The sequence below is a fragment of the Vibrio breoganii genome (assembly GCF_024346795.1).
GTDB lineage: Bacteria > Pseudomonadota > Gammaproteobacteria > Enterobacterales > Vibrionaceae > Vibrio > Vibrio breoganii.
The window spans coordinates 2,665,943-2,684,627 of sequence record NZ_AP024864.1 but is presented as its reverse complement, the minus strand read 5'-3'; the positions used below and the strand labels follow the sequence as shown (position 1 = coordinate 2,684,627).

General features: G+C 40.0%; 20 protein-coding genes. 9 read left to right on the top strand and 11 right to left on the bottom strand.

Translation table 11 applies throughout. From position 1 onward, the window contains the following. Positions 1-233: 233 nt before the first annotated feature. From rpmB to OCU35_RS12465, 4 genes are all read left to right on the top strand, one after another. Positions 234-470, top strand: coding sequence for a 50S ribosomal protein L28 (rpmB, locus tag OCU35_RS12480; RefSeq protein WP_004728407.1), 237 nt, complete (start codon positions 234-236; stop codon positions 468-470). A gap of 13 nt (positions 471-483) precedes the next feature. After that, positions 484-651 (top strand): 50S ribosomal protein L33, encoded by a 168-nt coding sequence (rpmG, locus tag OCU35_RS12475; RefSeq protein ID WP_017029383.1) that lies wholly within the window; start codon positions 484-486, stop codon positions 649-651. A gap of 106 nt (positions 652-757) precedes the next feature. Further along, positions 758-1,579: a bifunctional DNA-formamidopyrimidine glycosylase/DNA-(apurinic or apyrimidinic site) lyase gene (mutM, locus tag OCU35_RS12470; protein WP_261825441.1), complete on the top strand. Its 822-nt coding sequence runs from the start codon at positions 758-760 to the stop codon at positions 1,577-1,579. A gap of 1 nt (position 1,580) precedes the next feature. Next, the gene (locus OCU35_RS12465; RefSeq protein ID WP_261825440.1) at positions 1,581-2,585 is read left to right on the top strand and encodes an NAD-dependent epimerase; all 1,005 of its coding nucleotides are present in this window, start codon (positions 1,581-1,583) and stop codon (positions 2,583-2,585) included. Between the two features lie 22 nt (positions 2,586-2,607). Here OCU35_RS12465 and coaD read toward each other — a convergent pair whose 3' ends face one another. Next, positions 2,608-3,084, bottom strand: a complete 477-nt coding sequence (gene coaD / locus OCU35_RS12460) for a pantetheine-phosphate adenylyltransferase (RefSeq protein ID WP_261825439.1) — start codon at positions 3,082-3,084, stop codon at positions 2,608-2,610. 3 nt (positions 3,085-3,087) lie between these two features. Then, positions 3,088-4,131, bottom strand: coding sequence for a glycosyltransferase family 9 protein (locus OCU35_RS12455; protein WP_102429434.1), 1,044 nt, complete (start codon positions 4,129-4,131; stop codon positions 3,088-3,090). A gap of 92 nt (positions 4,132-4,223) precedes the next feature. On the opposite strand from OCU35_RS12455, the gene OCU35_RS12450 reads away from it, so the two are divergent. Next, on the top strand, positions 4,224-4,928 hold the full coding sequence (locus OCU35_RS12450) for a 3-deoxy-D-manno-octulosonic acid kinase (RefSeq protein ID WP_102429435.1): 705 nt from the start codon (positions 4,224-4,226) through the stop codon (positions 4,926-4,928). Here the strand turns inward: OCU35_RS12450 and waaA are convergent. Continuing rightward, positions 4,902-6,176: a lipid IV(A) 3-deoxy-D-manno-octulosonic acid transferase gene (waaA, locus tag OCU35_RS12445; RefSeq protein ID WP_261825438.1), complete on the bottom strand. Its 1,275-nt coding sequence runs from the start codon at positions 6,174-6,176 to the stop codon at positions 4,902-4,904. The genes OCU35_RS12450 and waaA overlap by 27 nt on opposite strands. Before the next feature lie 93 nt (positions 6,177-6,269). Between waaA and OCU35_RS12440 the strand changes: the two genes are divergently transcribed. Then, positions 6,270-7,313, top strand: a complete 1,044-nt coding sequence (locus OCU35_RS12440; protein ID WP_261825437.1) for a UDP-N-acetylglucosamine 2-epimerase — start codon at positions 6,270-6,272, stop codon at positions 7,311-7,313. A gap of 10 nt (positions 7,314-7,323) precedes the next feature. Next, complete coding sequence (locus OCU35_RS12435; RefSeq protein WP_102460564.1) at positions 7,324-8,091, top strand: glycosyltransferase family 2 protein; 768 nt, start codon at positions 7,324-7,326, stop codon at positions 8,089-8,091. A 21-nt stretch (positions 8,092-8,112) separates the two neighbouring features. Here OCU35_RS12435 and OCU35_RS12430 read toward each other — a convergent pair whose 3' ends face one another. From OCU35_RS12430 to rfaD, 7 genes are read right to left on the bottom strand one after another with little or no spacing between them, the layout of a single operon-like run. Then, complete coding sequence (locus OCU35_RS12430) at positions 8,113-9,078, bottom strand: polysaccharide pyruvyl transferase family protein (RefSeq protein ID WP_102460563.1); 966 nt, start codon at positions 9,076-9,078, stop codon at positions 8,113-8,115. Between the two features lie 9 nt (positions 9,079-9,087). Further along, on the bottom strand, positions 9,088-9,807 hold the full coding sequence (locus tag OCU35_RS12425) for a glycosyltransferase family 25 protein (RefSeq protein ID WP_261825436.1): 720 nt from the start codon (positions 9,805-9,807) through the stop codon (positions 9,088-9,090). Then, positions 9,801-10,895 (bottom strand): glycosyltransferase family 4 protein, encoded by a 1,095-nt coding sequence (locus tag OCU35_RS12420; protein WP_102460561.1) that lies wholly within the window; start codon positions 10,893-10,895, stop codon positions 9,801-9,803. Before OCU35_RS12420 ends, OCU35_RS12425 begins: the two co-directional genes overlap by 7 nt. Before the next feature lie 4 nt (positions 10,896-10,899). After that, the gene (locus OCU35_RS12415) at positions 10,900-11,631 is read right to left on the bottom strand and encodes a glycosyltransferase family 25 protein (protein WP_261825435.1); all 732 of its coding nucleotides are present in this window, start codon (positions 11,629-11,631) and stop codon (positions 10,900-10,902) included. After that, positions 11,624-12,886 carry an O-antigen ligase family protein gene (locus tag OCU35_RS12410; protein ID WP_261825434.1) on the bottom strand — a complete coding sequence of 421 codons (1,263 nt, stop codon included), beginning with the start codon at positions 12,884-12,886 and terminating at the stop codon, positions 11,624-11,626. Before OCU35_RS12410 ends, OCU35_RS12415 begins: the two co-directional genes overlap by 8 nt. Next, positions 12,876-13,832 carry a lauroyl-Kdo(2)-lipid IV(A) myristoyltransferase gene (gene lpxM / locus OCU35_RS12405; protein ID WP_261825433.1) on the bottom strand — a complete coding sequence of 319 codons (957 nt, stop codon included), beginning with the start codon at positions 13,830-13,832 and terminating at the stop codon, positions 12,876-12,878. Before lpxM ends, OCU35_RS12410 begins: the two co-directional genes overlap by 11 nt. A gap of 11 nt (positions 13,833-13,843) precedes the next feature. Continuing rightward, positions 13,844-14,785 carry an ADP-glyceromanno-heptose 6-epimerase gene (gene rfaD, locus OCU35_RS12400; RefSeq protein ID WP_261825432.1) on the bottom strand — a complete coding sequence of 314 codons (942 nt, stop codon included), beginning with the start codon at positions 14,783-14,785 and terminating at the stop codon, positions 13,844-13,846. Positions 14,786-14,954: 169 nt separating this feature from the next. On the opposite strand from rfaD, the gene OCU35_RS12395 reads away from it, so the two are divergent. Further along, positions 14,955-16,097: an LPS O-antigen chain length determinant protein WzzB gene (locus tag OCU35_RS12395; protein WP_261825431.1), complete on the top strand. Its 1,143-nt coding sequence runs from the start codon at positions 14,955-14,957 to the stop codon at positions 16,095-16,097. A 15-nt stretch (positions 16,098-16,112) separates the two neighbouring features. Beyond that, entirely contained in the window at positions 16,113-17,279 is a 1,167-nt protein-coding gene (locus tag OCU35_RS12390) for a nucleotide sugar dehydrogenase (protein ID WP_261825430.1), read from the top strand. Positions 17,280-17,348: 69 nt separating this feature from the next. Here OCU35_RS12390 and hslU read toward each other — a convergent pair whose 3' ends face one another. Then, on the bottom strand, positions 17,349-18,683 hold the full coding sequence (gene hslU, locus OCU35_RS12385; protein ID WP_065599352.1) for an HslU--HslV peptidase ATPase subunit: 1,335 nt from the start codon (positions 18,681-18,683) through the stop codon (positions 17,349-17,351). Between the last annotated feature and the right edge of the window lie 2 nt (positions 18,684-18,685).

Below are 18,685 nucleotides of genomic sequence, written 5' to 3'. Positions count from 1 at the left end.
GATTTCTGGTAACATACGCGCACTATTTTTGAACAATAATCAGCTCTGCTAAAAAAAGATCAGCGATTTATGCAAAAAGGATCTGTTCGGGTCTTGAGCAATTGCGATCAACTTAGTATAATGCGCGACCTTTGATAGCCTTGTATGGGTTTTCCATAACGGTTTTTGACCTCATAAGAGAGGTTCGGCCACCAAGGTTGATATCGAGCTGAAACGATTTGGAGAAGACATTCATGTCCCGAGTATGCCAAGTAACTGGTAAGCGTCCTGTAACGGGTAACAACCGTTCTCACGCACGCAACGCTACTAAGCGCCGTTTTCTGCCGAACCTACAAACTCATCGTTTCTGGGTAGAGAGCGAAAAACGTTTTGTTAAACTACGTCTAACTGCTAAAGGCATGCGTATCATCGACAAGAAAGGCATTGATGCTGTACTTGTAGATATTCGTGCACGTGGCGAAAACGTTTAAGAGGAATTGAGCAATGGCTAAAGGCATTCGCGAAAAAATCAAACTTGTTTCTTCTGCTGGTACAGGTCACTTCTATACTACAGATAAAAACAAGCGTAACATGCCGGGCAAATTTGAGATCAAGAAATTTGATCCAGTTGTTCGTCAGCACGTTATGTACAAAGAAGCTAAAATCAAGTAATTGATACTTCTTTAAGCAGAACATAAAAACCCAGCACTTGTTGCTGGGTTTTTTTGTGCCTGAAAAACGCTACAATCAAACTCCGTATGATTAATTTGAGCCACTCATGCCCGAGTTACCCGAAGTAGAAGTCTCCCGAATGGGCATCAGCCCGCACATCACTGGTCAAACAATAAAGAAGCTGGTGGTGCGTCAGCGACAGCTGCGATGGCCTGTGCCTGAAAAGCTAGAGCAGTTACAAGGCGTGGTGATTGAAGCGGTTGAGCGTCGAGCTAAGTATCTACTGCTAAGAACGGAGCAAGGAAGCATAGTGGTCCACCTTGGGATGTCTGGCTCCCTTCGTATTCAAGATTCAAGTCTAGAACCAACTAAGCATGATCACGTGGATCTGGTGCTAGAAAATGACAAGATGCTACGCTACAACGATCCCCGCCGCTTTGGCTCATGGCAATGGGTGGGTAATGACGAGTCGTTAGCGCTTTTAGACAACCTAGGTCCCGAGCCTCTCTCTGATGAATTCTGCACTGAACATATTATTCCACTAGCGGCAAAGCGCCGTGTGGCAGTAAAGCAGTTCATAATGGATAATAAGGTGGTAGTGGGTGTCGGTAATATCTACGCCAATGAATCTCTTTTTAATGCTAGAATTCATCCGTTAAGACCTGCAAATTCATTGACTTATGATGAGTGGGGATTGCTGGTGGACGCGATTAAGCTAGTGCTGGCGAACGCCATTAAACAAGGCGGCACCACGTTAAATGACTTTGAACAGCCAGATGGCAAGCCAGGCTACTTTGCTCAGCAGTTACAGGTATATGGTCGTGCAGGCGAGGCATGCCCTGTCTGCAAAACAGAAATTAGCCAGAAGATGATCGGGCAGAGAAATACCTTTTGGTGTGAATCCTGCCAACAACAGATAGAAGAATGATATGAAATATTTAGTAACTGGAGCTGCAGGCTTCATTGGAAGTGCGGTTGTTGAACGTTTAACGGATGCAGGTCATGAGGTTGTCGGTATCGACAACATGAATGACTATTATCAGGTTTCGTTAAAAGAAGATCGCTTGAAGCGTATCGTTCACGATAAGTTTGTGTTCAAGAACTTAGACTTAGCCGATCGTGAAGGGATCGCAACATTATTTGTCGAAGAGCAATTCGACAAGGTTATTCACTTAGCCGCCCAAGCTGGCGTTCGTTACTCTATTGATAACCCTCTGGCATATGCAGACAGTAACCTAGTCGGGCACCTAACCATTCTTGAAGGTTGCCGACATCATAAGATTAAGCACCTTGTTTATGCCTCTTCTAGCTCAGTTTATGGCCTTAACAAGAAGATGCCTTTTGATACAGCAGATTCGGTGGATCATCCTATCTCACTGTATGCTGCGACCAAAAAATCTAATGAGCTAATGGCACACACCTATTCTCATCTTTACGGCGTGCCAACTACGGGTTTGCGTTTCTTCACTGTCTATGGTCCTTGGGGGCGTCCTGATATGGCGTTATTCAAGTTTACCAAGGCAATCTTGAATGGTGATGAGATTGATGTGTACAACAATGGCGATATGCAACGTGATTTCACCTATATCGATGACATTGTTGAGGGTATTATCCGAATCCAAGATGTGATTCCAGAAACGAACAATGATTGGAGCGTAGAAGCAGGCTCTCCAGCAACTAGCTCAGCACCTTACCGTGTTTTCAATATCGGTCACGGCAGCCCAGTCAAGCTGATGGAGTACATTGAAGCCCTAGAAGATGCTCTAGGAGTAGAGGCTAAGAAAAACTTTATGCCAATGCAACCAGGTGACGTATACGCGACCTACGCAGATACTGAAGACCTGTTTAAGGCTACAGGGTATATACCTCAGGTTAAGGTTAAAGAGGGTGTCAAAGCCTTTGCCGATTGGTATAAGGCTTATTATAAGCTCTAAGGTTAAGAAGGTTTAGCGCAAGCTAAACCTTTTCTTTTATGCGCTTAAAGACAGATGTAGGTACAAAGCCTTCAACATCGCCACCATGAATTGCAACTTCTCGAACTATGGTTGAAGATAGAAAAGCAAACTCTTCTGAAGGCGTTAAGAATATACTTTCGAGATCAGGCAGTAGTTTTCGATACATGCTGGTCAAGCCGAATTCATATTCGAAGTCCATTGTTGTGCGTAAACCACGAACAAGAAGGTTCGCTTTCTTTTCCTTCGCAAATTCAATTAATAACCCTGAAAACCCTTCCACATAGACGTTATCTAGATGAGCTACGGACTCTTGGAGCATAGCTACACGCTCGTCTAAAGAGAACATAGTGTTTTTGCTTGGGCTAGCCGCCACACAGACTGTCACTTTTTCAAATAGGTTTGCGGCACGCGTGATGATATCTAAATGACCATTGGTTAGTGGATCAAAAGTGCCGGGATAGAGGACGTGGTTTTTCATAGATTAATTCTTCTCTACTGCTTTATTGAGTAATAGGCAAACTTGTTCAACGCTAATCGATGCCATTAGGTCATCACCTTTAGCCCGAGTCCCCCAAGGTATATCCTTTAACGCTTTACCTGTTTGCTTTTGAATGTGTTCATCATAGGCATTAGCAACCAAGTCAAGGTTATTGTAGGGGCCAGTTCGGCGTGGGTCACTATGAGCATACAGCCCAATAACGGAAGTTCCTTGAGTCGTAGCCAAGTGAGCTGGACCTGAATCTGGTGCAAGCACCACTGTCGCTTCAGAGAGAACAGCGGTTAACTGCTTCAATGACGTTTTACCCACAAGGTCTGTCACAGAGCCTTTGGTGAGATTGGTAATATCTTCAGCTAGCTTAACCTCTCTTTCAGCAGGAGAGCCACATAGTATAACTTGCATGCCCTGCTCTATTGCATAGTCAGCCAGCAATGCGTAGCGCTCCGTTAACCAGTTGCGAGAATCTTTACTTGCGGCAGCTGATATCACTAACGTAGTCTTATCCCCAATGATTTCTTTAGCAAATTGTCGGTCTTCATCAGACACTGGGATATTCCAGCTAGGTTGAGAAAAAGGCACGCCTAGATATCGAGCAAAATCAGCAAAGTTATCCAGTACATGAAAGCTTTCCGACTCCGGTAAGTGCTTGTTAGTAAAAAGCCATTGTCCCTCTTTTGTGCGGTTTTTACCAAAGCCCACCTTGTACTTGGCCTTAATACCAAAGGATAAAGCACTAGCTCTTAGTGCCGCTTGCATATGCAACAGCACGTCAAATTTAGTTGAAGAGAGCTGTTTCCAAACAGCCTTCATGCCTTTTAGCCCAAGCTTTTTATCAAAAGCAATTACATGAATGCCGGGTAAGTCGCCAATTAACTGTGCTTCGATTTTTCCGCAGATCCAGGTGATTTCCGTTTCTGGCCAGTGTTTCTGGATAGCTTGAACTATGGATATGGCATGGCAAACGTCACCGATAGCAGAAAGACGAAGAACACAGAGCGATTTTGGTGCTGATTTGAACAGTGTCATGCAATTAACTCGTAAATTAGATGGATAAATTATGCAGGTGCTAGAGTTAATTGTAAAATTGGGAAGCTATTGATTTTTATCGAGGTTACAGATTGGAAACACTGCGAAGTAAGACAGAGGTGATTTGGTTTGAACCAGAGCTTCTTAATATGCCTCCTGAGATGTGCTTTGAAGCACCGTATTGGCTTGTACAAAATAAAGTGGTAGGCAGTGCTAAGGGGCGTGGGACGACTTGGTTTGTACAACTAGAAGGGCTGCAAGGGGCACTTCGTCATTATCGCCGTGGTGGTCTGTTTGGCAAGTTGATTAAAGACCAATATTGGTTTTCTGGTTGGGAAAAAACGAGGAGCTTTCAAGAGTTTACTCTTTTGCAGCATTTGCGAGAGCAAGGGGTTAATGTCCCTAGGCCTATCGCGGCTCGAGCCAGTAAGTTTGGTCCTATTTATACCGCTGACTTGTTAAGTGAAAGAATTCCCAATGCACAAGATCTCGTCGCAAAATTGCAAAGCACCTCTCTATCTCGAGATACCTATAAGGCAATAGGCCGACAAATCAAACAGTTACACTTGGCTCAGGTGAATCATACCGATTTGAATATTCATAATATCTTGCTAGATGAGCACGATAAGGTGTGGATTATTGATTTTGATAAATGCTCAGAGCAAGCCGGTTATGATTGGCAAGAGAATAACTTGGCAAGATTAAAGCGCTCTTTTCTTAAGGAAGTTGAGCGCTTTGGTATTCATTGGAAGGCAGACGAATGGGAGCATTTACTTAGCGGATACAATACTCTCTAGCGCATCGACCGTTTTTGCTACGGCACCCTGATTGCGCTCGACTACTCGATAGGCGTTTCGTCCCATTTCTTTGCAAGATGAAGGGTCTTTGAATAAGCGAATTAGGCTCTCGCTAATTTCACCATCTGACGCGCAAATCGTTAGTGCCTTTTCATCGATAAGTTGCTGGGTAATATCTTTAAAATTAAAAAAGCTAGGGCCGTTGAGAATTGGTTTTCCAAGTGCTGCGGGCTCAAGCATATTGTGCCCTCCAACTTTTTCGCCGATAAGACTACCCGCCATAAAGCAAATATCAGAAGCACTAATAAGAGTTAACATTTCTCCCATTGTGTCTCCGAGATAAACTTGAACATCTGTCGTGACTTGCGATTTATCAGTTCGAGATACAACATTGAGACCGAGTTCTCCACCTACTTTGGCTACAGCAGAGAACCTCTCAGGATGACGAGGTACCATAATCAGCAATGCGTCAGGGATAATCGTTAACAGTTGTTGATGGGCCTTATAGATAGTCTCATCTTCACCTTCATGAGTACTAGCTGCTATCCAAACGGGCCTTTTAGCTCCCAATTGTTTACGTAGTGTTTTGCCTTCTGTTTGAACGGTTTCAGAGATCGATATATCGAACTTTAAAGAGCCAGTGACGGCCGTTTTACTTGATAGTAGGCCCAATCTTCTAAACCTTTTAGCATCATCATCATGCTGACATAACACTTTATCTAAGCAGTTTGCGATAAGGTTGAATACCGATTGAAACTTTTGATAGCGCAGACAAGAACGTTCAGACAGCCGAGCATTAATCACAGCTATTGGGACCTCAGCGTTTGAAACAGCAGTTAAAGTATTTGGCCATAACTCCGTTTCCATGATCAGCATACACTTAGGCTTAGTTACCTTCAGAAAGCGTTTAACGCACCAAGAAAAATCAACAGGCATGTATCTATGTTCTGCAATATCTGAAAGCTTCGACGCTTGCTCAGCGCCAGTAGTGGTGGTGGTCGTGATCAAGATGTCTTGCTGCGGATACCTCTCCTTGATGGCACGGATTAAAGGAGTCGCTGCGATGGTTTCACCCACGGAAGAGCAGTGAATCCAAATAGGTTTTTGAGCGTTACATTTGGTAGGAAAGCCAAAGTATTCTTTCCAACGACGTCCTATTTTTGGGTTTCCTTTCTTCCTTTTTAGAAGCACGGTTAGCAAAATAGGGCTTAGCAATGTTAGCACTAGGGTATATATTGACTTAATCATTCTTTACTGTGTACTCAGTTTCTCTAAGTATAAGTCCAAAACTCAATCAGATTTTGATAAAATTGGCCTAGGAATTAATAGGAACGCATAGCTATGTCACAAGATAACGTTACGAGTAAATATCGGTTTATTTTATATGTTGAACAGAATTACTCATTTGATATCTTAAGGCCAATTTATGACTTGGCAAGTAAACTCGGTCATGATGTTCGATGGTTACTGGTTGGTTCTGATGCATCATCACACTTGCTTAAACTTTCTGAAAAAAGACTAGATTCAATAATTGGGGCCAAAAATTTTTCAGCAGATGCGGTTTTTGTTCCCGGAGATAGAGTGCCATCTTTTCTTTCAGGATTAAAAGTTCAAGTCTTCCATGGGTTGAATGAGAGTAAAAGAGGGAATATTTATCCTGAGCGAGGAATGTTTGATCTATATTGTACTGAAGGACCAGAACGAACGAGTACACTATCGCGTTTGGCTGAGCGGAAAAAATATTTCAAAGTTATAGAAACCGGTTGGGTGAAGTTGGATACTTTGTTTTCTCATCAAGATAAAATAACCAGAAAAGAAAAGCCTACAATCTTTTTTGCTTCTACATTTTCACCAAGTTTATCTTGTGCTGAGTTTATATATGATGAAATCGCGAAACTCAGTAATGAAGGTGATTGGGAATGGATTGTTACGTTGCACCCAAAAATGGACAAGAAAACAGTTAAAAAATATCAATTACTAGAAAGTGATGAATTATCATTTATTGATAATGAAAACGTGATTGAGGCAATGCATGTGTCTGATGTAATGGTTTGCGATAACTCATCAATATTTCAAGAGTTTCTACTGCTTAATAAACCAGTGGTGACAGTAAATAATAGAGAACCACAACCGAGTTTTATTAATATCACAAAACCATGCGAACTTAAAAATGCCATTTACGATGCTCTCAATCCATCAACCGAGTTAAAGGAAAGTATTGAAGAATATGGCTTAAGTATTACACCTTATTTGGATGGCCATTCAGCTCAACGCATAATCAATGCAACAATAGGAATGATAAATTCTGGCTGGAAAGATAAAAAGCCTATAAATATAATTAGAAATTTTAAAATTAGAAAGTCACTCAATTTCTGGAAAATATAAGAATAGCCATATGAAAAAACATACTCTCTCAGCGATTATTATTACAAAAAATGAAGAAGATAGAATAGAGCGTTGTTTGCAATCGCTTACTGGTGTTGTCGATGAAATAATTATTCTTGATAGTGGTTCGACGGATGCAACAGTTACAATATGTGAAAAGTATACTAATAATATTGAACATACAGATTGGCCAGGGTTCGGAAAGCAAAAGCAAAGAGCGCTTGCAAAAGCAAAAGGAGATTGGGTTTTATCCATTGATGCTGATGAAGCATTAGATGATGAAATGAAAGACTCAATATTAGAGTTGCTTCATTCCAACGCTATAGATAAAACTGCATTTAAGCTACCTTGGGGTGTTACGCTATACGGTAAAACGTTAAAGTATGGGCGAAGCGCTAGATCTGTTTTGCGTTTGTTCCAGCGCAGTGGAGCTAGTTATACTCCAGATGAAGTACACGAAACCGTAATCCCTGCAGAAGGCAAGGTTGGTGAGTTGAATGGGTACTTACTCCATTTCACACATCGTGACTATGGGCATGGCTTAGATAAATCAGCTCAATATGCTTGGTTAGGAGCACAGAAATATCATCGAAAAGGAAGGCGTTCAGGAGGTTTGTTTTTAGCTTTAGTACGAGCTATGTGGACTTTTTTCCATATCTACATATTACGTCTCGGGTTTATGGATGGTAGTGTGGGATTCATAATGGCTATGACTTATGCACAAGTTAATTTTAATAAATATGTTGGGTTATGGCTGTTAGAAAATGGAAGGTCATAACCCACCTTGCAACATATATGATTAGTTTTTTATCATAAAAGGATAGTCACTCATAAAAGCATTATAATATCGGTCGTTTTTTTGATAAGAATTATCATTTAGAAATATCTGTTTTCCTAATAATGCTGAAAGCAGATATCCGTGTAATCTGTTTGTATAAACGGCCTCATGATAATGGAAATGATTTATAGATTTGAATACAATATCATCAGCTAATTTTTTCCATTCTCTGATTTCTTTATCTTCATTGAAAATAGTGAAAATATTTTCATTTATCTTGATTTTTCTTTTTAACTTCTTTCTTGCTAATATATCATGAGATGAAACTATCTGATTCCAATCGAAACTACCTTTATCCGCTCTTCTTTTTAATGTACTTGCTTCTTTATCGACGCGTTCCATGTTTAAAATTTTAGTACTCTCTCCAAGAGATAAAGTACACTCGTTACTATCAATTAATGGGTGTAAACTGTGAGCCATGTCAGGCATTAACTTGGCGTTATTTGTAAATGTCCTCGCTATTTCTAGGCTTTCTATATCTCGAACAAAAAAATGGAAGTCATTATGCTGTGAAAAAATATCTCTTGATTTACGTTGATTTTCCATACTGTCGAAATGAATAGACTGTGGTAGACAAACTATAGTTTTATTAGGGTACTTACGTATGATATTTTCTCGAAGATTTTGATGTTTTATATACAAATCACCAAAGTTTCCCCCCCCATGAAAGAGTATAACATCAGAGTTTTTTAGCTTAGAATGGTTGATTGATTGGAATGCTCGATAAACAATGTTGATTTGATTTTCTTCAAATAGTGTTTCAGTACCCTGCCATATTAGTAAATCACCGACATTAAAGTGAAACGGAATGTCTACATATGCAACTCTCTTATTTGATAATAACTTGACGAGTTCAGAATGGCATGACTTTAACTCATTCATTAGTGATAACCACTGGGTTTTACTATTTAACATATTGATTTGCATAATCCTTTTCTAAAGGGATGATTTTAAATGCTGATAACCATTTAGCACAGTGTTTTTTATTTTATAGATAGAGCAAATCAGACTAAGATATAAACCTTTTTTTAGTCTTGATCTTTTTCCAATAATGGTATCGCCATCGCTATTAGCCTCAAGTGCATAAGGTGTTAAGCCATATATCTTTTGTTTATGAATGAATATATTGCGTATGAAAACATCTACGGGAAAAATTATTTCTTTACTATTTTTAATAAATGATTTAGCTACGCTTGGAGATATAGAGTAACCAGTTGTACACTGGGGAACTTTCAAGTATCTATTTAATTTATACCTACCATCTTCAAACTCTAATATACTTGGTTTCGGTTTGGTTTTTTCCAGTCTAATATAACCATACTTATTGGCAATACAATCAGCATATTCAAGTATTTTTTTTGATTTGTTATTTAAAATTAAATCATCTTCTAACACTATAATTGGCTTGTTTATAGAAATACATTTCTCCCAAGCTAATATGTGTGATGCGTAGCAACCTAACTCACCAGGCATTGCTTTTCTTTTGTGATTATAAATGAACAGTTTTTCATTGTATCGAGATAAATAAGGATGTTTATCTTTTCTACCATCAATAGCATCTATAAATTGAAAATCTATATTGTGCTCAGCCATTATATTTTTTATTCTTTTCCTTCGCTTTATTGAAGTAGGTAAACTTAAGACAAATATCAACATGGCTTGCTACCTTTACTTACTAATTTATCAAAGAAATCAACATGTTTATCCGCAGTTATCGAACTGCTAAATTCATTTTCAAGCTTCTGTTTCGCCCTTTTTCCAAATTCTTTTATTAGCAGAGGATTGTTAATGAATTTTTCAATAGCATCTGAAATTTCATGGCTATTATTTACCGGAACAATATATCCCGTTCTTTCATTATCGACTAATTCTGGAGAGCCGCCTGTAGTGGTAACTATAGATGTAGTGGCATTTGCCATCGCTTCGATTATTGTTCTTGGTAACCCTTCGCCACTAATAGATGGTTGTATTTGTATATCTGCCATTGCCATTAGTGAAGGAACATCATCTCTATGACCTAAAAAGTGTATGTTCTTTTTAACAGAACTACCTTCCAACTTTTCTAAATAGGGTTCAAAACCACTACCGACAAGTATTAGGTGAAAACTGCTACAGTTTAAGAGCTTCATAGCTTCAAGTAATATAGGGATACCTTTGCTGGGTCTAACGTGTGCTGCACAAATACCTAAAATAGCATTTTTGTCAGCTACAAAATCCTCTCTATTTGCAGGTGGTTGAGTGTACCAGCTAGTTGACTGTCCTTTATAGATAGTTACTATATTGTTCTTGTTTTTCCAAACTCTTTTCTTTACATCTTTTTCTACCGCTTTAGATACACATATAATGCCATCTATGCGTGGGTGAAGATGAGTTAAATAAGCGCTTGGGTCATGTCGATATAAACCACCAGTAGTACCTCTATAGGTGATAAGTTTAACTTTAGTGCCTATACTTGCAAAAGCTGCGTTAGGGATTGTTTTGGAGTTGAAAGCATAGAAAATATCATAATTATCAGAGGTTAGTTCCTTTCTGTAAGTCTTTATTGTTTTTATGCATATTTTCTTTGATGGATAGCATTCTATTACTTTAATACCAGCCGCTTCAAATTTAGATTTATATTCTATGTTTTTTTGTGTAAGAATAGTTATAGAGTGCCCTCTATTTTGCAATTCAATAAATAGCTCAGCTTCCGGTCTAACGCTGTTCCATGCATGTTTATATGATGAAGCGACCAAGATCTTCATATAATTACCTATTAAAAATATTAAATGAGATACGACGAAAATTCTGGATTAAAGAATAGAATTCTCGTTTTAAACTATGAGAGAGAGAGCGTTTGTTTTTTTGTTCGTATCCTATATCGGACTCAAACTCATCCTGAGTACTTACGCATGCAGGTAATGTTCCATAAGGTATGACCTTGTTAATCCAAAAACTGTCCATGTAAATATCTACCGGGAGGAACCATTCTTTAGACTCTGAAATTAACTTACTAGCACCTCTAGGTGTAATATAATAACCTTGAGTACCCATCAATCCCTTGTTGTACCTAACTAGATAATAACCGAAAAACTTTTTCTCCTGCTTGTATGTGACACTTCTTCGTCTATTGTTAAAAAGTCGTATGCATTCATAATTTTCAAGATCGCCTTTTTTATATGATTCGATGAAGTTATTCATTACAGGTGTGTGGATGATAATGTCATCTTCGATTATTAATATTGGTTTGTTTATCTCTATACATTTGTTCCATAAATTATAATGACTAGAGAAACACCCTAATTGTCCCTTATTTAGTTCTCTTTTCCTGTATTTTTTGCTTTTTTTCGAGTTATACTTATCAAATTGACTTATATCTAACATATGTCCATTCGTGGCAGAAAACCTGTGGACGTTGCATTCTACATTTTTGAGTTGATTCTCTATATGCTCTTTTCTTTCTATGGATTTATCCAAGTTTATATAGTAGATGTCAATCATTTTCTTTGCCTGTTGTGTGTGATGCGTTCAATAAAGGACTTGCGAGGATAACCAACATTAAACAATAATAAATTATACCTGAGTTATGATTAAAAACAGATTGTGACAAGCAGTATCCCATCATCATAATTATATGGATGAAACCAAGTTGGTTTATAATGGAGTCATTTTTGTCCGATTTTTTTGTGAAGAAATATAAAGGATATAAAAACAATAACAACAGTGTAATTAATCCAACGATGCCATACACTGATAAATTCTCTAGGAATTGATTGTGAGCATGATAGCGCAATTTACTTGTTCGGATGTTAATTAATCCAGATTCACCTTGTAATTTTCTAGATTCAATTCTTTCTTCAGTACCAGCGCCTAAAATAGGGTGATCATTAAAGGTTACAATAGCACTTTTCCAGAGATCCATACGTATACCGAAAGATGTGTATGTGTTGATACCTTCACTATAATCTTGGATGTTATTAATTCCAAGATCTAATCTTTCTTGTATAAGTTTCGTCTGAACTAATGCATTAAAAATAAGAGAAAGTACAATGATTATAAATGCAAATATTTTTTTGTTTAGTAGGTCTCTATTTATATAGAACAAATAAATAATTGCTATTGGAATGAAAATCCATACACCTCTAGAACCAGACATGGCGCTTCCAAATATAGCTAGAAGGAAACTAATTATGCTTATAAAAACTAGTTTAAAATTATTTCTGCGATAATAATAGATAGATAAGGCTAAACAGCTCATTGCTAAGGTTGTAACCATAGCACCAGTTTGAATTTGCATGTATCCATCTAGCCACCAACCTCCAACAGCTGCATCGAAAGCGCGAATATCAGGAAAGTAAATGAAATAATAAAGACCAATCGCACCAGCAGCTAGAGACCCCAAAAAAATGCTAATGGCAATGTACTTTATTTTAGGTGGATAAATAACAAGGGACAGCAATACTGGGATTGCAAGTATTGCTCGACTTGGTCTATCTAGATCTGATATGGAATTTCCAGTGTATACTACAGTAATAACGAAACTGAAGAAGTATGCTAATAATATTAAAATGAAATTTCGAGTTTCACGATTTATATTTATAGAGCCTCTATTTGCAATGCATGCAAACAGGGCTGGGATAAAAGCAAGAACAGCACCGTAGTTATATCCGCTACCTATAAACACAGAAATAACGGGGTACATTGCACTCGTAGCAGCTGTGATTTTAAGCATTGATAACTTTGAATTACTGATCATAAATACTACTTTTATTTTGTTGAGATGCCAATAACTTCAAGTTCCACATATACTGCTCAGGCTTGTCTTTGCAACATTTCTCAATAAACTGGTTCATCGCAACAGCATCACCTTCAGGTGAATCAGTAGGGAACCCATCCAATGCTGGATAAACATCAATAACGAATTTACCTGTTTGAGCATCAAATTCAGTCCACAATGGAATGACTTTACTTTTAGCCGCCTTAGCTAGAAACCCCATTACAGGAAGCGTTGCTTTGGTTGTGGCGCAAAAATCCACAAAGACACTCTTTTTCGGCCCATGGTCTTGGTCTGGTAAAAAGTATCCTGTGTAGCCATCATTGATAGCCTTAATAAAAGGCTTAATGCCTCCTGCTCGTTCGTATAATCTGCCACCATAGTGCTTTCTTTGCTTGGACATGGCCCATTCACTCAACGCATTCTTTTGGCTTTTTACCATTGTGCACATCGGGTGGCCTTGGGAGGCGAGTAACATTGCAAATACATCAACCGACCAGGTATGAGGAACAAGAAAGATGATGTTTTGTCCTGTTTCTTTTACCGTTGTAAAGTTTTCAAGTCCGTTAACTGTGGTGTTTTGTGCTAACCACTTTCTGCTGCGTAATGTAAGCAGGGGAAAGCGCATCAAGTAGGTACCTGCAGTAACCAGCATCTTCTCAATAATGGCTTCTCGTTTGCTTTCTGGCATATCAGGGTAGCAATGAGTGAGATTTACGCGAGCACGATGAGCCTGCCCGCGAGTCTTAGACATGATCTTCTTTGTTGCACGGGTGGCCAGCCATCGATGAAGTGAGATCGGCATAAAGCTAAATGGAATGGCAAACAGAATACCAAACCAAGTGCTCCAATATTTGGGTGCTAAGAAGCTTTTTTGGAACCTAGGGTTATAAGCCTTAGGATCAAAGTCATTGCGAGTATTTTTCATCGATGAAGCTGCTATTTATTGATGATGTTTAAATATTCAGCAACGCCTTCGGCTACTGATTTAAATGTATGATCGCATCCCGTAGCTCGAAGCTTAGTGAGATCGGCCTGTGTGTATTCTTGATACGCACCTTTTAGATGCTCAGGAAAGGGAATAGTTTCAACCTGCCCTTTTCCATGATGCTGAATCGCAGCTTTTGCTACCTCTTCAAAGGATTCTGCATTGCCAGTACCCAGATTGAAGATGCCAGAAACAGGGTTCTCAAGGAACCACAAGTTAACTGCTGCCACATCACCAACATATACAAAGTCTCGTTTGAAGTGTTCACTGCCCGCAAATAATTTTGGATTTTCGCCTGCATTGAGTTGGTTGTTGAGGTGGAAGGCGACTGAGGCCATTGAGCCTTTGTGCTGCTCTCTTGGACCATAGACGTTGAAGTAACGAAAACCCGTAATTTGAGAAAGAGTTTCTCCGTGAGCATCGGCATCTGCAACAAGGCGGCGCACATAGTTATCAAATTGCTGTTTCGAGTAACCGTAGACGTTCAATGCACCTTCGTACTCTCTTTCTTCGATAAATGTATCCGTTTCGCCATAAGTGGCAGCAGAGGATGCATAAAGAAATGGGATTTCACGCTCTAGACAGTAGTGAAGAAGTTCTTTTGAATACTCATAGTTATTGAGCATCATGTATTTTCCGTCCCACTCTGTGGTTGCAGAACAAGCACCTTCATGGAATATGGCATCAATCGGGCCAAAGTCATCTCCGGCCATAATTTGTGTCAGAAAATCATCACGATCCATGTAATCGGTAATGTCGAGATCGACTAGGTTGACAAATTTTTTGCCGTTCTTCAGGTTGTCGACAACCAGAATGTCGTTGATCCCTTTATCATTCAACGCTTTGACAATATTGCTGCCAATCATGCCTGCGCCACCGGTTACTATGATCATTTTGCACTTTCCTTCAAATTTGATTAACTCAGAGTATAACAAGGAACTAAAATCTAGGGAATTAAACCTACATTTATGAGAAACTTAGACTCAATAGTAACGGATTATCTACCTTGTATTGATACCGTTTATCCATTTATGAAAAAGCAGTAGATAAAGTTATAGAGGAATGAACTTGAATCAGTCTAAACAATCAGTGTCATCACAGCAAAGTCCTATGGGTGAAGCCTACTATCAGGATGATGAGATTGACCTAAGAGAATTATTCATCGCGCTTTGGAAGGGCAAGATTTTAATTGTAGCGACTACTTTTATTTTTGCTGCTGTTGCTGTTGTGTATGCCCTGAATGCACAGGAATGGTGGAGCTCTAAAGCGAGAATCGTTGAACCTCAGGTTAATGATTTTGCAGTTTATCGTCAGCAAGTAAAATCCTTTCAGCCTATCTTTGATACCTATCAGGATGATGGCACGGTGCTAGTAAGTAAAGAACTGGATGACTTAGTTGAACCGGATAAAATCTTTGCTCAATTTATCCGTTCATTCAATGCAACAGCTAACAAAAAACGTTTTTTTGATAACAACGAAACCTTTTTGGCCTTTAAAAAAGCATTGAGAGAAGATGCGGATGAGAGCGCTGATGCTCAAGTTGCCCAAAGACGCCTTTACAGTGAATGGTATCAAAAGATCTCTGCCGCTCCTGCAGAGAAGAACCGCAGGGATGAATACATTATTTCCCTTCAAGCTACCACTCAGATGGATAGCTATAATCTTCTTAACGACTATATTGCGATGATAGAGAAGAAGGTTCAAGCGGATGCAATCAAGAACATAGAAGCAACATTGGATGCCAAAGAAATACAGCTAAAGCAACAAAAAGTCATCCTTGAAAGTCAGGCTAAACAAGTGCTTGAAGTTGAATTACAGCGTTCAAAGTATGCTTATGATATTGCTGAAGCAGCATCAGTGAATGCACCTATACAAAATCTTGGTGATAAAGAACTGTTTGCAATCAACCTTGGGGCAAAAGCAATTAAGGCTAAGATTTCTGCGCTAGAAGACGTTAAGAATCTGGCTGTTATTGAGCCGAGGCTTCAACAGATTGATGCTAAGTTAGGTTTAATGGCTAAACTCGAGATCAATGAAAATGTTGAACTTAATGCATATCGCTTTATCGAAGAGGTTGAGCAACCAATTAATCGTGACGCTCCGAAGCGTGCTCTTATTGCTGTGTTAGGTGCATTGTTTGGCGGCATGCTAGGTGTTGGTGTCGTTTTAGTGCGCTTTGCATTTGGCCGTAATAAAGAAAATTAATCCAAGAGAAGAATAATGAAAATAGCTATTGCAGGTACGGGCTATGTAGGTCTGTCAAACGCGGTGTTGTTGGCGCAGCATCATGAAGTTGTGGCGGTGGATATCATCCCTGAGAAAGTCGAGCTTCTTAACAATAAAAAGTCTCCGATTGTGGATGTGGAGATTGAACAGTTTTTGGCAGAGAAAGAACTCAACTTTACCGCGACTCTAGACAAAGAGTTGGCTTACAAAGATGCCAAGTATGTTGTGATTGCCACCCCGACGGATTACGACCCACAAACAAACTACTTTAATACCTCTTCTGTAGAAGCTGTGATAAAAGAAGTGATGAGCATTAACCCTGAAGCTGTGATGGTGATTAAATCCACTGTGCCTGTTGGTTATACTGAACGTATCAAGCAAGAGCTAGGTTGTGAAAATCTCATCTTCGCTCCAGAGTTTTTGCGTGAAGGCCGTGCGCTGTATGACAACCTTCATCCATCTCGTATTATTGTGGGTGAGCGCAGTGAGCGTGCTAAGGTGTTTGCCGAGCTATTGGTTGAAGGAGCTCAAAAGCAAGATATCGATGTTTTGTTTACTGACTCGACTGAAGCTGAAGCCGTTAAGTTGTTTTCAAATACTTACCTTGCGCTGCGCGTTGCTTACTTTAATGAGCTGGATTCTTATGCAGAGGCTCATGGCTTAGATTCTCGCCAGATTATTGAGGGTGTTGGTTTAGACCCTCGTATTGGTAATCACTACAATAACCCTTCGTTTGGTTATGGCGGTTACTGCCTGCCAAAAGACACCAAGCAATTGTTAGCGAACTATGCGGATGTGCCGAACAATATCGTGGGTGCTATCGTTGATGCGAACCGTACTCGTAAAGACTTTGTTGCGGATTCCATCTTGAAGCGTAACCCTAAGATTGTAGGTATTTATCGCCTGATCATGAAGGCTGGCTCAGACAATTTCCGTGCATCTTCGATTCAGGGCATCATGAAGCGTCTAAAAGCGAAGGGTATTGAGGTTGTGGTTTACGAACCTGTACTTGAAGATGAGCATTTCTTCCATTCTCGCAATATTCGTGACCTAGAAGAATTTAAGCAGGTATCTGATGTGATCGTATCTAACCGTATGGTTGATGAGATCAAGGATGTAGAAGCGAAGGTGTATACTCGTGACTTGTTTGGTAGTGACTAGTAATCGGTATTAATAAATGAAAAGGAGACACACTGTGTCTCCTTTTTTGTTTTGTGCGAGCTAAGATGCTTATAGGATAAAGCGACTTAAGTCTTCGTCATCCACAAGCTTACCAAGCTTACTCTCGACGTAATCTGCGTCGATGGTTAGCTCGGAGCCCGTTTTCTCAGTGGCTTCGTAAGAGATTTCGTCCATTAGACGCTCCATTACGGTATGCAAACGTCGAGCACCGATGTTTTCGGTGGTCTCGTTAACTTGCCAGGCCGCTTCTGCGATGCGCTTGATGCCATCTTCAGTAAACTCTACGCTCACTTCTTCGGTTTTCATTAGCGCAACGTATTGCTCCGTTAGGGATGCGCGAGGCTCCGTTAGAATACGTTCAAAGTCGTGACTAGATAGTGCTTCAAGCTCAACGCGAATCGGTAAGCGACCTTGCAGCTCTGGGATAAGATCAGAAGGCTTCGCGACTTGGAAAGCACCTGATGCAATAAACAAGATATGGTCAGTTTTCACCATGCCGTGCTTAGTTGAAACGGTGCTGCCCTCAATCAATGGCAATAGGTCGCGCTGTACACCCTCACGAGAGACATCAGGACCAGAGCTTTCACCGCGCTTACAGATTTTATCGAACTCATCGATAAACACGATGCCGTTGTTCTCAACATTAAAGATGGCGTCTTCTTTTAGCTCTTCTTGGTTGACTAGCTTAACGGCTTCTTCTTCAACAAGGGCTTTGAAGGCATCTTTGATCTTTAGTTTGCGGCTTTTCTTGGTATTGCCAGCCAAGTTTTGGAACATACCTTGAAGTTGGTTGGTCATCTCTTCCATGCCAGGAGGGGACATGATCTCAACGCCCATTTGCGGCGCAGCAACTTCGATATCGATCTCTTTGTCGTCTAGCTTGCCTTCGCGTAATTTCTTGCGGAACACTTGACGAGTATTAGAGCTAGCCTCTTGAGGCTTTTCGTTTTCGCCCCACGCGTCGCGAGCAGGAGGCAGTAGGGCATCAAGGATGCGTTCTTCTGCTTGCTCTTCGGCGCGGAATTTAACCTTTTCAGTGGCTTGCTGGTGCGTCATCTTCACCGCAACATCCGTAAGGTCACGAATGATGGTCTCCACTTCTTTACCAACGTAACCTACTTCAGTGAACTTGGTTGCTTCAACCTTGATGAAAGGGGCATTGGCAAGTCTTGCCAATCGGCGAGCAATCTCGGTTTTACCTACACCCGTTGGACCAATCATTAGAATGTTTTTTGGGGTCACTTCTGCACGTAGGCTTTCTTCAAGTTGCATGCGGCGCCAGCGGTTACGCAGTGCAATAGCCACTGAACGCTTAGCGTTTTCTTGGCCGATGATGTGTCGGTTTAGTTCGTGAACGATCTCACGAGGAGTCATTTCAGACATAT